This is a genomic window from Nocardioides sp. Z24_21 (genome assembly GCF_058134345.1).
In genome coordinates this window covers 523,225-537,094 of sequence record NZ_JBYTTH010000002.1, presented here as the reverse complement: position 1 = coordinate 537,094, position 13,870 = coordinate 523,225, and the positions used below count along the sequence as shown (strand labels likewise).

Below are 13,870 nucleotides of genomic sequence, written 5' to 3'. Positions count from 1 at the left end.
TAGCGTTGAGGCGTGGACTACGACTTCGCCATCCTCGACCTCTCCGACGACGCGGAGCCGGCCGTCGCACGGCTCCGTGGCTGGGTCGGCGCTGTGCTGCGCGGCTTCCGCGACCCTCGACCCGACGACGAGCTGGTCGAGCGGGGGATCGGGCACTACCGCACGGACCGGGTCACGGTCCGGGGCGCCTGGCTGCCCGACGCCGAGCTCGGCTCCGGCCCGATGCCCGTCGCGACCTACGCCAGCCTCGACAAGACCCTCAACGCCGGCCGCGAGCTGCTGCCGCTGCGGATGGTCACCGACGTCACCACCAGCCCGGCGCACCGTCGCCGCGGCCTGCTGCGGCGGATGATCGAGGCCGACCTCGCGGACGCGGTCGAGCAGCGGATCCCGGTCGCGGCGCTGACCGCGTCCGAGGCCACGATCTACGGCCGGTGGGGCTTCGGTCCGGCGACGTTCCAGCACGGCGTCGAGGTCGACACCTCGCCCGGCTTCGCCTTCCGGTCCTTCGTCGACCCCGGCCGCGTCGAGCTGCTCGAGCCGGCCGACGCCTGGCCCCACGTCGAGGCGGTCTTCACCGCCTTCCACGCCCGTCAGCGCGGGTCGGTGGAGTGGCCCACGCAGTACGAGGACATGCACTCCGGTGCCTACGACTTCAACGGCAGCGGCAGCAACCGCAGGATCCGCACCGCCGTGCACGTCGGCGACGACGGGCGCGTCGACGGCTTCGCCATCTACAAGCACGGCGAGAAGGACTCCGTGAACGTGGAGGAGATGGCCGCGCTCACCACCGAGGCGCAGCTCGGGCTGTGGTCGTTCCTGGCCGGCCTCGACCGGGTCAGGACGGTCTCCTTCGGCATGTTCCACCCCCAGGACCCGCTCATGTGGGCGCTGAGCGACCTCAACCGGGTGCGCACCACCGCGCTGCGGGAGTTCCTGTGGCTGCGCGTCCTCGACGTCCCCCGCGCGCTCGCGGCGCGGCCCTGGGCGGCGGACGGGACGGTCGTGCTCGAGGTCGACGACCCGCAGGGCCACGCGGCCGGCACCTTCGAGGTGACGTCGGCCGCCGGCGTCGCCACGGTCGTCCCCAGCGAGGGGGCCGGCGAGGTCCGGGTGACCGCGGAGACCCTGGGCTCGCTGTTCCTCGGCACGGTGCCGGTGCCCCAGCTCCGCCGCGCCGGGCGCGTCGAGGGCACCGACGAGGCCGTCCGACGCTTCGCCGCGATGGCCGACCTCGACGAGCAGCCCTACAACCTCACGGGGTTCTGAGCTCCAGGTCGGCACCGAGGAGCGCGCCCAGCCGGGTCGCCTCGGCCGCCAGGCCGGGCGCCGGCGGCGCGTCCACCTCCAGCACGTCGCCGCGCACCCGCCACGTCCCGGCGACGGTGCCGTCGGCCACGACCGGGGCGGCTCCGCGGGTCATCGCCGGACGAAGGGCGGGCGGCACCACCCAGGTGTCGTCGGTGCCTGGTCCCATGACCCAGTCGTCCTTGCCGGGCAGCAGCACCACGGTCGGCTCCGGGCGCGCGGACGCGAGATCGTCGGCGTGCCCGGCGAGCAGCCACCGCCGCTCCCCCTCGACGTCCGCCTCGACGAGGTCGTCGCCCACCTGGTCCCACCACCGCTGGAGGCGCCGTCGGCCGGCGCTGAGGCCCCCGCCGAGCCAGCGCTCGACGTGCGCCGGCGTGGTGGGCCCGTAGGCGTCGACGTACTCCAGCACGGCCTGCGGGCCGGCCTCCTCGAGGTCGGGGACACCGGCCCACCCGGGCGCGGCCGCGGGGCTCTGGAGGTCGAGTGCGGACAGGTCCGGGCCGAGCACGACGTCACCCTGCCACGCGAAGGGCTTGAGGAACGTGTGGTTGGGCTCGGCGAACTCGCGCGCGAGGTGGGCGAAGCGCCCCGAGCCGGCGAGGACGTCGGCGACCGCCTGCGGGGAGACGGGCCCGTCGGCCACCACCTCGCGGACGATCGCGCGCAGGTCGGGCCAGTCCTCGGGCGCGAGCCGGTAGTGCTCGACCCAGCTCCGCAGCTCCCACTGCCGCCCCGCCGAGCGGAGCGCGATGTAGACGCCGGCGGTCTCGGGTGCCATCAGCTGCACCGACCCGCGGAAGGAGATGGTCCGCACGAGCCGGCCGTCGGCCAGGGCCCGCTGCACCTCCCCCGGCTCCCCGGGGACCGCCAGGCGCCGGCGCACGGACAGGTCGGGGTCGGCGCCGAAGACCGACACCGCGGCCAGGGTCCGGACGACCTCAGTGGCGTCGGCGGCGCCGACGAGCAGGTGCTGACGGCGCAGGCGCCACGCGAGCGCCCGGCGCCGGTCCACCCGCAGCGGCGCCAACGTGGATCGGTCCCGGCTCAGTCTCGCTCGGCGCCGGGACGTTCCTCGTCCTCGCGCGCCTTGCGGGCCTCGAAGGCCGCCGACGCCCGCGCGGCGCGCTCCTCGACGCGCCGGGCGAAGGCCTCGCGCTGGCGGTCGAGGATGTAGTAGGAGGCGATGCCCGACATCAGGAAGGCCGCGATCACGGCCCAGAACAGGTTGTAGCGGCCATCGAGGAACAGGGCCATGACGCCGACGACGACGCCGAACGACGCCAGGAACAACAGGACCCGCATGGCGGTGTAGACGACGAACTCCTTCACGACACCAGACTAGGCGCCCCCCACTACATTGGAGGAATGCTGAAGGTCCTGCTCGTCGTCGCCGCCATCGCGATCGTCGTGTGGTTCCTGGTCAGGCTGACGCTGCGCCGCCTCGACGGCGGCACGTCACCGCGCCCGCGGGTGATCGGACCCGACGACGACCCCGACTTCCTCCGCGGACTCGACCGTCCGCGCGACCCCGACGACGACTGACGTCTCCGGCGCGGCGCCCTCGGCGTAGGAGTGCTGGCTGGTGCTGCTGAAGAAGTTGATGCCGATGAAGTTGAACCACAGCGTCGCGGCTCCCACCAGCGCCAGGATCGCCGCGTTGCGCCCGCGCCAGCCCGCCGTCGCGCGGGCGTGCAGGTAGGCGGCGTAGACCACCCAGGTGATGAAGGCCCACACCTCCTTCGGGTCCCAGTTCCAGTAGGCGCCCCACGCCTGGTGGGCCCAGATCGGCCCGGTGATGAGGACCGCGAAGGTCCACACGGGGAAGCCGAAGGCGTGCATCCGGTAGGACAGCCGGTCCAGCACCTTGGGCTCGGGCACCCGGGCGAGGTAGCCGGTGGTGGCCGACGAGCGGGCCTTGACCAGGTAGAGACCCGACAGCAGCGCGCCGATGGTGAACGCCCCGGTCGCGATCACCGCCGAGACCACGTGGATGACCAGCCACGGCGAGTTCAGGGCGTCGGGCAGGGGCAGCAGGGCGTCGTCGAGGCCGAGGAAGGCCGCCATGAGCGCGGCCACGACGAACGTCGTCACCAGCGGGCCGAGCCACTCGATGTCGAGACGCAGCGTGGCCAGCACGAAGATCAGCGCCACCACGAAGGTGCCGGAGATCGTGAACTCGTACATGTTGCCCCACGGCACCCGGTTGGGGTCCGCCGCGAGGCCACGGGCGACGAGGGCGACGAGGTGCACGAGGACCGCGAAGACGGTCAGCACCAGCCCGAGGCGGGCGGCCACCTCGGTGCGGCGTCCGCCGTCGGCGGCCCCGGTGCTCGGCCCGGTGCTCGGCCCGGTGCTCGGCCCGGCGCCGACTGACTCGGTGCCGCGTCCGGCTCCCACACCGACGCCTGCCGCCACCGGCTCGGCTCTGCCCACGGTGCGCAGGCCGGCCAGCTGGAAGAAGTAGGCCAGCATGGCGAGGAAGTAGAGCACCGCGGCGGCGATGACGCCCTGGTAGCTGAACACCTCCCACTGTGCGTCGGTCACGACTGCTCCTCATCCTTGGTGGTGGTGGTGGTGGTGCTGTTCGTCCGGGTGGTGCCGGTCGGGTGCTGCAGGTCGTCGACGATCGCGGCCAGCTCGGCGGCCCCGTCCTCGGGATCGCCCGCCGACGACCGGTCGAGCCGGGCCAGCTCCACCAGTGTGCTCCCGTCGTCCTGCCGGCGCGCGCGCACCCACAGGCGCCGCGGGCGCACGAAGAGGGAGCCCAGCAGTCCCAGCAGCGCGAGGACCACCCCGGCCAGGGCGACCAGCTTGCCCGGCGACCGGCTGATCTGGATCTTGTTCCAGCGCTGGAGCCCCTCGAACGTCACGGTGCCGAGCCCGTCGGGAAGCGTCACGGTCTCGCCGGGGCGCAGGTCGAGCCGGAACGGCTGGCCATCGGCCTTCATCACCTGCGTGGCGTCGGCCTTGTCGAGGACGTAGACGGACGAGGCGCTGCCGTCGACCAGGCCCAGGTCGCCGGTCCAGAGGCTCATCGAGAGCAACGGATCGAGGGCGTCGCCCCACACCGAGGCGGGCATGGTCAGGTTGCCGTCGGCGTCGCGTCCCATCGCGAAGGTCGGGTAGAAGGCGCCCTCGAGCCCGATCTGGCCCGGGCGCGCGAACGGCGCCTTGACCACGCCGAAGGACTCGAAGGTCTGCGCGTTGGTCGGCAGGAAGACCACGGGGCCGCTCTTGGCGACCTCGCCCTCCCCGTCGCGGATCGTGATCACGGGCGCGTAGCCGTGGCCGATGAGGAAGACGTCGGTGCCGCCGATGGTCAGCGGGTGGTTGACCCGGAGGTCGTAGCGCTTGGTCTCGCCGCCCGGCTCGGTCTCGTAGTCGATCTCGGCGACGAACTCGCGGGCCATCCCGGCCCGCTCGCCCTCGGTGAGCCAGTCGACGTCGAAGTCGGTGATGCTGAAGGAGAACGGCTCCATGACGTCGGGGTCGAAGAGCGCGCCCGGCGCGAAGTCGTCGTACTGGGTGAGGTTGTTGGAGAACCCGTAGTCGTCGCCGTTGAGCAGGATGACGCCGCCCTTGTAGCCGAACAGGCTCCCGGCGGCCACGCCGACCAGCACGACGATGACGGCGAGGTGGAACAGCAGGTTGCCGGCCTCGCGGAGGTGCCCGCGCTCGGCGGCGACCGCGTCGGACCCGGCGACGTGGTCGACGCGGAAGCGACGCCTCCGCACCACGTCTGCGGCCCGGGCCAGCACGACGTCGGGGTCCTCGTCGGTGGTGTACGACGTGCTCTCCGGCAGGCGGGAGAGGTGGCGGGGGGCCTTGGGCGGCCGGGCGCGCAGGGCGCGGGCGTAGACGAACAGGCGCGGGATGATGCAGCCGATCAGCGAGATCATCAGCAGGATGTAGATCGCGGCGAACCACACCGACCCGTAGACGTTGAACAGGTCGAGCCGGTCCCAGATCGGGGCCAGCTGCGGGTGGTTGTCGCGCCACTGGCTGACGGCCAGCGAGTCGATGTTCTCCTGGGGGATCACCGACCCCGGGATCGCGGCGAGCGCGAGCAGCAGGAGCAGCACGAGAGCCGTGCGCATCGACGTCAGCTGGCGCCACGTCCACCGGCCGAGCTCGCGAGCGGTGAGGTCGGTGGGCAGCGCGGTGGCCTGCCGGTCGTCGGAGGGTCGCTGCTGGAGGTCGGTCACACCGGCACCGCGAATCCCTGGACGACCTGCAGCTGGAGCCACTGCACGATGCGGTCCCACCAGCCGGTCACGAGCAGGATGCCGACGGCGATCATCATCACCCCGCCGAGGCGTACGACCAGCACCTGGTGGCGCCGGATGACGGCGAACGCGCCGAGCATCCGGCGGTAGGCCAGCGCGGCGGCGATGAAGGGCAGGCCGAGGCCGAGCGCGAAGACGGCCGACAGCAGCGCGCCGCGGCCGGCGGTGGCCTCGTTGACCGACAGCACGTTGATCGCCGCCAGCGTCGGGCCGACGCAGGGCGTCCAGCCGACGCCGAACAGGAAGCCGAGCAGCGGTGCGGCGGCGAGCCCCACGGCGGGCACCTTGTGGATGCGCCAGTCGCGCTGGAGGAAGCCGAAGGCGCCCAGGAACGCGACGCCCAGCAGGATCGTGATGACGCCCAGCACCAGGTTGAGCTGGCGGGTGTGGGTGAACAGCCACGCACCGGCGGCACCGGTGAGGCTGCCCAGCAGCACGAAGACGACCGAGAAGCCGAGCACGAAGAGCGTCGCGCCCAGCACCATGCGGCTGCGGCGGGCCTGGTCGAGCTCGCCGCCGGAGATGCCGGTGGCGTAGGACAGGTAGCCCGGCAGCAGCGGGATGACGCACGGGCTGAAGAACGAGATCAGGCCGGCAGCGAGGGCGACGGGCAGGGCGAGCACCATCGACCCGGACAGCGCCGTCTCCTGGAACCAGTCACTCATCGAGCACCGCCTCGACGAGCGAGACCAGCGTCTGCGTGGTCGGCACCCGGCCGTTGACCGAGGCGGCGACGCGGCCCTCGCGGTCGAGGACGACCGTGCTCGGGATGGAGCGCGGCGTCAGCGTGCCCGCGAACGGCAGCAGGGCGGCACCGTCGGCGGAGTAGATCGAGGGGTAGGGCACCTCGAGGTCGCGGACGTAGGCGGCCGCGTCGTCGCGCGAGGCGTCGCGGATGTTGAGACCGAGGAACTCCACGTCGTCGCCGAGCGCCTCGGCCGCCTCGTTGAGGTCGGGCTGCTCGCGGATGCACGGCGGGCACCACGACGCCCACACGTTGACCACGACCGGCGCGCCTCGCAGGTCGGCGAGGTCGACCTCCTCGCCGTCGAGGTCGGTGCCGGTCAGCGAGACCGGCTCGCCGCGGTCGGCGGGGGCCACCTCGGTCGGGACGCCGGTGCCGGAGATGTAGCCCTTGTCGCCGGTGCCGGACAGGCTGGAGCAGCCCACCAGCGCGAGCAGGCAGGCCAGGCCCACGAGGAGCCTCAGGAGGGGGCGGACGAGCGTCAGGGCCGGTCCTCCCGGGGAGCGCCACCGGCGGAGAACGGCGCGGACCGGTCGGCCACCGGGATCAGGTCGCCGGCCGGCTCGGAGTAGCGGATCTGCACCATCCGGTCGTCGTCGAACACGACGCTGGTGAGCGAGCACAGCGTGCACTGGCGGGTCTTGGGGTGGTGGAGGTAGCTGCGCTTCTCCAGGAACAGCCGCGTCGTCCAGATCGGCAGCTGGTGGGAGACCACCACCGCCTCGTGGCCGACGGCCGCGTCGCGGGCGTCGTGCACCGCCGCCACCATCCGCCCGGCGATCTCGTCGTAGGGCTCGCCCCACGACGGTCGGAACGGGTTGTACATGTGGCGCAGCAGGTCGGGGCGCTTGACGAACGTCATCGCGCCGGCGCTGAAGTCGACGCCCTGGAACTTGTTGCCGGACTCGATGACCCGTGGGTCGATCTGCGGGGTGATCCCGAGCCGGGTCGCGAGGGGCGCGAGGGTCTCCTGCGCCCGCTCCAGCGGCGACGTGCGCAGGTGCACGATGTCGCGGTCGCCGATGGTCGCGGCGACGCGCCGTGCCATCTGCTGGCCGAGCTCGGAGAGGTGGAAGCCGTCCATCCGGCCGTAGAGCACGCCGTCGGGGTTGTGCACCTCACCGTGGCGCAGCAGGTGGACGATCGTCTGGACACCCATGTCAGTGACCTCCCGCCGCTGCGGCCGCGGCGGCGGCGGCCGGCAGGGCCTCGATGACGGTGGAGACCGCCCGCTCGTCGTGGGCGGCGGAGACGAACCACGCCTCGTAGGCCGAGGGCGGCAGGTAGACGCCGCGGTCGAGCATCGCGTGGAAGAACGCGGCGTACGCCGCGGTGTCCTGCCCGCTCGCCTCGGCGAAGTCGCGGACCGGCGCCTCACGGAAGAACACCGAGAACATGGTGCCGGCCGTCTGGACCACGTGGGGGACGCCGGCCGCCTCGAGGTGCTCGGCCACGGCGGCGCGGATCGTCCGCGCGGTGGCGTCGAGCTGCTCGTAGACCTGGGGGGTCGCGAGCCGCAGCGTGGCGAGCCCGGCCGTGGTCGCGACCGGGTTGCCCGAGAGCGTGCCGGCCTGGTAGACGCGGCCCTCGGGCGCGAGGTGGGCCATCAGGTCGGCCCGGCCGCCGAAGGCCGCGGCCGGGAAGCCGCCGCCCATCACCTTGCCGAAGGTCATCAGGTCGGGCGTCCACCCCTCGATCGCCCCGTCGAGCCCCCAGCCGCCCTGCGCGGTGGCGCGGAAGCCGGTCATCACCTCGTCGCTGATGAACAGCGCGCCGTGCGCCCGGCAGGTCTCGGCGAGGAACGCGTTGAACCCCGGGGCCGGCGGGACGACGCCCATGTTGCCGGGCGAGGCCTCGGTGATCAGGCAGGCGATGCGCGGGCCGTGGACCTCGAAGGCCGCCCGGACCGCCTCGCGGTCGTTGTAGGGCAGGACCAGCGTCTCCGCAGCCGACGAGGCCGGCACCCCGCTGGTGCCGGGGACGGCGAGCGTCGCCACGCCGGAGCCGGCCTCGGCCAGCAGCGGGTCGACGTGGCCGTGGTAGCAGCCGGCGAACTTCACGACGAGGTCGCGACCGGTCGCCCCACGGGCCAGGCGGATGGCCGACATGGTCGCCTCGGTGCCGGAGGAGACGAGGCGTACCCGCTCGACCGGGGTGCGGGCCACGATCTCCTCGGCCAGCTCGACCTCGGGCTCGGTGGGGGTGCCGTAGGACGTACCGCGAGCCACGGCGGCCGCCACGGCCGCCTGCACCTCGGGGTGGGCGTGACCGAGCAGCATCGGGCCCCACGAGCAGATCAGGTCGACGTAGGCGTTGCCGTCGGCGTCGGTGAGCCAGGCCCCGGACGCGGAGGTGATGAAGCGTGGCGTCCCACCGACCGCGGTGAACGCGCGGACCGGCGAGTTCACGCCGCCGGGCGTCACAGCACGGGCACGCTCGAACCAGGCCTCACTGGCCGCTGTGCTCGAGGTGGTGGTCGCGGATGTGGTCGCGGGGGTCACCGGGTCATTGTCACGCAGGTGTGCAAGGGATACCCAGTCGGCGCCCGCCCCCGGTGGCCGGGTGTGGGTTGGCGCACAGCCCGCGCACGCGTAACTTGGTGGGAACGACGACCGAGGGGGTGCGCATGGCGGGTCCGGCCAGGCTGCGCCGCGCGATCGCCATCGTCCCGCTGGCGGTGCTCTCCGCGGCGTGGACGGCGAGCCTCACCGGTGCGGGCGTCGGCACCGCGACCGCCGACCCCGACGGCTCCCGCACGCTCCCCGACGGCACCGCGCTGCCCGAGGCCGCCATCGAGGCGCCCGCCAGCGTGGGCGACGCCGTGAGCCGCACCGCCACCCTCTCCCCCGACACCGCGGGCGACATCCCGCAGGCGGCGCTGTCGGCCTACCAGCGCGCCGAGGCCGTGATCAACAAGGCCGACCCGGGGTGCCACCTGCCGTGGGAGCTCGTCGCCGCCATCGGGCGCGTCGAGTCCGACCACGGCCGCTTCGGGGGCAGCGCCCTCGACGAGGACGGCGTGGCCCGCCCGGGCATCGTCGGCGTCGCGCTCGACGGCACCGGCGACACCCAGCGCATCGTCGACACCGACGCCGGGCAGTACGACGGTGACACCCGCTTCGACCGCGCGGTGGGGCCCATGCAGTTCATCCCCTCGACCTGGTCGGTCGTCGGCGTGGACGGCGACGCCGACGGCACCCGCGACCCCCAGGACGTCGACGACGCCGCGCTCGCCACGGCCGTCTACCTCTGCTCCGGCGACGACGACCTGTCGGGCGAGCAGGGCCAGCGTGCCTCGGTCTACCGCTACAACCACTCCAACGACTACGTCGACCTGGTGCTGGAGGTCATGCGGGCCTACCTCGACGGCGACTTCAGTGCCGTCCCGAGCCTCAGCCTGCCCCCCGGCACCGTCTCCGCCTCCCCGAGCACCACCTCGACCGGCGGCCCCGGCCGGGGCGGCGGCCAGGGCGGCGGGAGGGACGACGGCGCGGGCGGCGGCCAGGGCGTCGACGACGGTGGCGGCGGGGGCGGCGACTCGTCGCCCACCAAGGACCCGACGCCCACCCAGACGCCGACGCAGAATCCGACGCAGACGCCCACCCAGACCCCCACCCAGACGCCGACCCAGAATCCGACGCAGACGCCCACGCAGTCGCCGACGAAGGACCCCACGGCGACCCCGACCCAGACCCCGACCCAGACCCCGACCTCGGTGCCCACCACGGTCCCGACGCTCGTCCCGACGCAGCCGATCGGTCAGACGCTCACCTGGGCGCAGGCGCACGCCCAGTGCCTGGTGTCCGACCCGCTCCGCCTCGACGCCTGCATCGCGGCCCTGCTCAACCCCTGACCCGCGAGCGGTCGACGGACCAGGTCAGCGGCGCAGCAGGCGGGCGGCCTCGGAGGCCCAGTAGGTGAGGATGACGTCGGCGCCCGCGCGACGGATCGAGGTGAGCGTCTCCAGGATCGCCGCCTCCCGGTCGATCCAGCCGTTGGCCGCGGCGGCCTCGAGCATGGCGTACTCGCCGGAGACGTTGTAGGCGGCGACGGGCACGTCGACCGCGTCGCGCACCCGGCGCACGACGTCGAGATAGGGCAGGGCCGGCTTCACCATGACGATGTCGGCACCCTCGGCGACGTCGAGGAGCACCTCCCGGACGCCCTCGAGCGCGTTGGCCGGATCCTGCTGGTAGGTGCGCCGGTCACCGACCAGCGAGGAGTCCACGGCCTCGCGGAACGGGCCGAAGAAGGCGGAGGCGTACTTGGCGGAGTAGGCCAGCACCGAGACGTCGCTGTGCGCGGCGACGTCGAGCGCGCGGCGCACGACCGCGACCTGGCCGTCCATCATCCCGCTCGGGCCGACCATGTCGACGCCGGCCGCGGCCTGGGCGAGGGCCATCTGCGCGTAGGCGGCCAGGGTCTGGTCGTTGTCGACCTCGCCGTCCGGCGTGAGCAGGCCGCAGTGGCCGTGGTCGGTGAACTCGTCGAGGCAGAGGTCGGACATGACGGTGAGCTGGTCGCCCACCTCGGCCACGACGTCGGTGATGGCGAGGTTGAGCACCCCGCCGGGGTCGATCGCCCCGGAGCCCGTCGCGTCCTTGTGCTCGGGGATGCCGAAGAGCATCACGCCACCGAGGCCGAGCTCGGCCGCCTCGGTGACCGCCTGCTTGAGGGAGTCGCGCGAGTGCTGCACGACGCCGGGCATCGACGAGATCGGGTGCGGCTCGGCCAGTCCCTCGCGCACGAAGACCGGCAGGACCAGCGAGCTGGGCACGACGTGGGTCTCGGCGACCATCCGGCGCAGCGCGGGCGTGCGTCGCAGCCGCCGGGGGCGGATGGTCGGTCCTTGGACGTGGTGGTCGTCGGTCACGGGTCCATCCTTCCCCAGCGGCGGCTGCGGGTGTCGGTCGACTACTTGGCGCGGGCCTTGCGGCGCCCGGACGCGGTGCGCTCGCTCGGGCGGGTCACCTGCTCGCCGGCCTCCACCATCGCCAGGCGCCGGGCGGCACCGAAGTCGGCCAGCGCGTCGACGAGCACCTCCACGTCGGGCGTGGGAGCGAGCACGTCGACCCGGAGGCCGTGCTCCTCCGCGGTCTTGGCGGTCTGCGGGCCGATGACCGCGATGACCGTCGAGGGGTGCGGCTTGCCGGCGATGCCGACGAGGTTGCGCACCGTGGAGGACGAGGTGAACACGACCGCGTCGAACTTGCCGGTCTTGATCGCGTCGCGGACGGGCGCTGGCGGCGGCGTGGCGCGCACCGTGCGGTAGGCCGTGACGTCGTCGCACTCCCAGCCGAGGTCGACCAGGCCGGCGACGAGGGTCTCGGTGGCGATGTCGGCGCGGGGCAGGAAGACCCGGTTGATCGGGTCGAGCACCTCGTCGTAGGGCGGCCACTCCTCGAGCAGGCCGGCGGCGGACTGCTCACCGGACGGCACCAGGTCGGCGCGCAGGCCCCAGTCGGCGATCGCCTGGGCGGTCTTGTCGCCCACCGCGGCGATCTTCAGCCCGGAGAACGCGCGGGCGTCGAGGCCGTACTCCTCGAACTTCTCGCGCACGGCCTTGACGGCGTTGACCGAGGTGAAGGCGATCCACTCGTAGCGTCCCTCGACGAGGCCGCGCACGGCCTTGTCCATCTGGAGCGGGTTGCGCGGCGGCTCGACCGAGATGGTCGGCACCTCCTCGGGCACGGCGCCGTACTCGCGCAGGCGGCGCGAGAGCGAGCCCGCCTGCTCCTTGGTGCGGGGCACCAGGGCGCGCCAGCCGAAGAGCGGCTTGGTCTCGAACCACGACAGCGTCTGGCGCAGGTCGACGACGTCGCCGATGACCGTGATCGCCGGCGGCGCGACGCGGGCGGCCCGCACGTCGGCGGCCACGTTGGCGAGGGTGGAGATGAGGGTGCGCTGCTCGGTCGTGGTGCCGACCTGGGTCATCGCCACGGGCGTCTCGGGGGAGCGGCCGGCCTCGACGAGGGCGGCCGCGGTCTCGCCGATGCTGCCGACGCCGGAGAGCAGCACGAGGGTGCGGTCGTCGGCGTAGACGCTCCAGTCGACCTTCTCGCCGCAGGTGACGACGGCCATCTCCCGGTGGCGCTTGGTGGTCAGCGGGATGCCGGCGTAGGCCGGGACCGCGCTCACCGACGAGACGCCGGGGACGACCTCGAAGCCGACGCCCGCCTTCACGCAGGCCTGCGCCTCCTCGGGACCGGAGGCGTAGAGGAACGGGTCGCCGGTCATCAGGCGGACCACGCGCTGCTTCTTGCCGTGGCGCACCACGACCTTGGCGCGGGCGGCGTGGGTGAGCGGCTGGCCGTCCTCGCCGAAGCCGCCGTCGACGATCTCGGGGCCTGCCTCGAAGCCGTCCGGGCCCTCGACGAGGCCGAGGACCGAACGGACCAGGGCGACGTGCTCGGGGGCCTCGGTGACGATCACCTCGGCACTCTGGAGGAGCTCCACGGCGCGCACCGTGAGCAGGCCGGGGTCACCCGGTCCGCTGCCGACGAACGACACCCAACCCTGGGCCGGGGTGGGCGCGGTGCTGGCCTGGGGGGTCTGTACTCGCGTCATGCGTGCTGATTCCTCACTGGTGGTGCTTCCATCAGGTCTGCTGCTCCCTCGTCGAGCATCTCGCTCGCGAGGCGTGTACCGAGTCGTGCGGGCTCGTCGACCGGGCCGGTGGCGCTCCTGCGCACGGAGAGGCCGCCGTCCTCGGAGAGGGCCACGGCGCGCAGCCAGAGCTCCTCGCCGGCCTCTCCCTCGACGACGTCGGCCAGGGCACCCAGCGGAGCCGAGCAGCCGGCCTCGAGGGTGGACAGGACCGCGCGCTCGGCCGTGACCGCGGCGCGGGTGGCTGGGTCGTCGAGTCGTGCCAGCGCCTCGACCAGCTCGGCGTCGTCGGAGCGGCACTCGACGGCCAGGGCTCCCTGACCGGGTGCCGGCAGCATCTGGAGCGGGTCGAGCACCTCGGTGGCCTCGTCGAGGCGGCCGAGACGGGACAGGCCGGCCCGGGCGAGCACGATCGCATCGACCTCGCCGCTGCGGACCTTGCGGATGCGGGTGTCGACGTTGCCGCGGATGCCGACCAGCTCCAGGCCCAGGCCGAGGGCCGCGAGCTGGCTGACGCGGCGCGGCGACCCGGTGCCGAGGCGGCTGCCGGCCGGCAGCTCGCCCAGGGTGAGGCCGTCACGGGCGACCACGGCGTCGCGGGGGTCCTCCCGGGGCGGGATCGCGGCCAGGGCGATGCCGTCGGCGGGGGTGGTGGGCAGGTCCTTGAGCGAGTGCACCGCGAAGTCGACACGTCCGTCGAGGAGGGCGTCGCGCAGGGCGCTGACGAACACGCCCGTGCCGCCCATCTGGGCGAGCGGGGCCGCGCTGCGGTCACCCTCGGTGGAGACCTCGACGAGCTCGACCTCGCGGCCGAGCCGTCGGCGGACGAGCTCGGCGACGAGCCCCGACTGGGTGGTGGCGAGGGCCGAGGCGCGGGTGCCGAGGCGCAGCGGCCGGGTCTGCTGGCTGCTCATGCGGGGTC

General features: G+C 73.6%; 14 protein-coding genes. 3 read left to right on the top strand and 11 right to left on the bottom strand.

Features of this window, described 5'->3' with window-relative positions; all coding sequences use genetic code 11:
- Positions 1 to 12: 12 nt before the first annotated feature.
- Positions 13 to 1,269 (top strand): GNAT family N-acetyltransferase, encoded by a 1,257-nt coding sequence (locus tag AC3X7Z_RS08965; protein WP_489975703.1) that lies wholly within the window; start codon positions 13 to 15, stop codon positions 1,267 to 1,269.
- On the opposite strand, the gene AC3X7Z_RS08960 is transcribed toward AC3X7Z_RS08965, so the two are convergent.
- Together AC3X7Z_RS08960 and AC3X7Z_RS08955 are read right to left on the bottom strand one after the other, a co-directional pair.
- A complete protein-coding gene (locus AC3X7Z_RS08960; protein WP_489975702.1) occupies positions 1,256 to 2,323 on the bottom strand; it encodes a DNA glycosylase AlkZ-like family protein in 1,068 nt (355 codons plus the stop codon). The two genes, AC3X7Z_RS08965 and AC3X7Z_RS08960, sit on opposite strands and share 14 nt — an antisense overlap.
- A 32-nt stretch (positions 2,324 to 2,355) precedes the next feature.
- Positions 2,356 to 2,640: a DUF4229 domain-containing protein gene (locus tag AC3X7Z_RS08955; RefSeq protein ID WP_489975701.1), complete on the bottom strand. Its 285-nt coding sequence runs from the start codon at positions 2,638 to 2,640 to the stop codon at positions 2,356 to 2,358.
- 36 nt (positions 2,641 to 2,676) lie between these two features.
- On the opposite strand from AC3X7Z_RS08955, the gene AC3X7Z_RS08950 reads away from it, so the two are divergent.
- Positions 2,677 to 2,853, top strand: a complete 177-nt coding sequence (locus AC3X7Z_RS08950) for a hypothetical protein (protein WP_186340151.1) — start codon at positions 2,677 to 2,679, stop codon at positions 2,851 to 2,853.
- Here AC3X7Z_RS08950 and ccsB read toward each other — a convergent pair.
- From ccsB to hemL, 6 genes are read right to left on the bottom strand one after another with little or no spacing between them, the layout of a single operon-like run.
- Positions 2,767 to 3,855, bottom strand: a complete 1,089-nt coding sequence (gene ccsB, locus AC3X7Z_RS08945) for a c-type cytochrome biogenesis protein CcsB (protein WP_186340150.1) — start codon at positions 3,853 to 3,855, stop codon at positions 2,767 to 2,769. The genes AC3X7Z_RS08950 and ccsB overlap by 87 nt on opposite strands.
- Positions 3,852 to 5,516 carry a cytochrome c biogenesis protein ResB gene (resB, locus tag AC3X7Z_RS08940; RefSeq protein ID WP_489975700.1) on the bottom strand — a complete coding sequence of 555 codons (1,665 nt, stop codon included), beginning with the start codon at positions 5,514 to 5,516 and terminating at the stop codon, positions 3,852 to 3,854. Before resB ends, ccsB begins: the two co-directional genes overlap by 4 nt.
- On the bottom strand, positions 5,513 to 6,262 hold the full coding sequence (locus AC3X7Z_RS08935) for a cytochrome c biogenesis CcdA family protein (protein WP_186340149.1): 750 nt from the start codon (positions 6,260 to 6,262) through the stop codon (positions 5,513 to 5,515). The genes resB and AC3X7Z_RS08935 overlap by 4 nt, the downstream gene beginning before the upstream one ends.
- Positions 6,255 to 6,794 carry a TlpA family protein disulfide reductase gene (locus AC3X7Z_RS08930; RefSeq protein ID WP_241005308.1) on the bottom strand — a complete coding sequence of 180 codons (540 nt, stop codon included), beginning with the start codon at positions 6,792 to 6,794 and terminating at the stop codon, positions 6,255 to 6,257. The genes AC3X7Z_RS08935 and AC3X7Z_RS08930 overlap by 8 nt, the downstream gene beginning before the upstream one ends.
- Before the next feature lie 29 nt (positions 6,795 to 6,823).
- Positions 6,824 to 7,501 carry a histidine phosphatase family protein gene (locus tag AC3X7Z_RS08925; RefSeq protein WP_489975699.1) on the bottom strand — a complete coding sequence of 226 codons (678 nt, stop codon included), beginning with the start codon at positions 7,499 to 7,501 and terminating at the stop codon, positions 6,824 to 6,826.
- A 1-nt stretch (position 7,502) separates the two neighbouring features.
- A complete protein-coding gene (gene hemL / locus AC3X7Z_RS08920) occupies positions 7,503 to 8,843 on the bottom strand; it encodes a glutamate-1-semialdehyde 2,1-aminomutase (RefSeq protein WP_489975698.1) in 1,341 nt (446 codons plus the stop codon).
- Between the two features lie 125 nt (positions 8,844 to 8,968).
- On the opposite strand from hemL, the gene AC3X7Z_RS08915 reads away from it, so the two are divergent.
- On the top strand, positions 8,969 to 10,195 hold the full coding sequence (locus AC3X7Z_RS08915) for a lytic transglycosylase domain-containing protein (RefSeq protein ID WP_489975697.1): 1,227 nt from the start codon (positions 8,969 to 8,971) through the stop codon (positions 10,193 to 10,195).
- Positions 10,196 to 10,219: 24 nt separating this feature from the next.
- Here AC3X7Z_RS08915 and hemB read toward each other — a convergent pair whose 3' ends face one another.
- Genes hemB through hemC form a run of 3 tightly spaced genes read right to left on the bottom strand, consistent with a single transcriptional unit; the run spans position 10,220 to position 13,862 of the window.
- Positions 10,220 to 11,215, bottom strand: a complete 996-nt coding sequence (hemB, locus tag AC3X7Z_RS08910) for a porphobilinogen synthase (RefSeq protein WP_186340146.1) — start codon at positions 11,213 to 11,215, stop codon at positions 10,220 to 10,222.
- Between the two features lie 41 nt (positions 11,216 to 11,256).
- Entirely contained in the window at positions 11,257 to 12,909 is a 1,653-nt protein-coding gene (locus tag AC3X7Z_RS08905) for a bifunctional uroporphyrinogen-III C-methyltransferase/uroporphyrinogen-III synthase (protein WP_489975696.1), read from the bottom strand.
- Positions 12,906 to 13,862, bottom strand: a complete 957-nt coding sequence (hemC, locus tag AC3X7Z_RS08900; RefSeq protein WP_489975695.1) for a hydroxymethylbilane synthase — start codon at positions 13,860 to 13,862, stop codon at positions 12,906 to 12,908. Before hemC ends, AC3X7Z_RS08905 begins: the two co-directional genes overlap by 4 nt.
- Between the last annotated feature and the right edge of the window lie 8 nt (positions 13,863 to 13,870).

Excerpts from the sequence above, each read along its gene's own strand:
- AC3X7Z_RS08925 (WP_489975699.1), bottom strand. The coding sequence starts at position 7,501 with ATGGGTGTCCAGACGATCGTCCACCTGCTGCGCCACGGTGAGGTGCAC.
- AC3X7Z_RS08905 (WP_489975696.1), bottom strand. The coding sequence starts at position 12,909 with ATGACGCGAGTACAGACCCCCCAGGCCAGCACCGCGCCCACCCCGGCC.
- AC3X7Z_RS08935 (WP_186340149.1), bottom strand. The coding sequence starts at position 6,262 with ATGAGTGACTGGTTCCAGGAGACGGCGCTGTCCGGGTCGATGGTGCTC.
- hemC (WP_489975695.1), bottom strand. The coding sequence starts at position 13,862 with ATGAGCAGCCAGCAGACCCGGCCGCTGCGCCTCGGCACCCGCGCCTCG.
- AC3X7Z_RS08915 (WP_489975697.1), top strand. The coding sequence starts at position 8,969 with ATGGCGGGTCCGGCCAGGCTGCGCCGCGCGATCGCCATCGTCCCGCTG.
- AC3X7Z_RS08950 (WP_186340151.1), top strand. The coding sequence starts at position 2,677 with ATGCTGAAGGTCCTGCTCGTCGTCGCCGCCATCGCGATCGTCGTGTGG.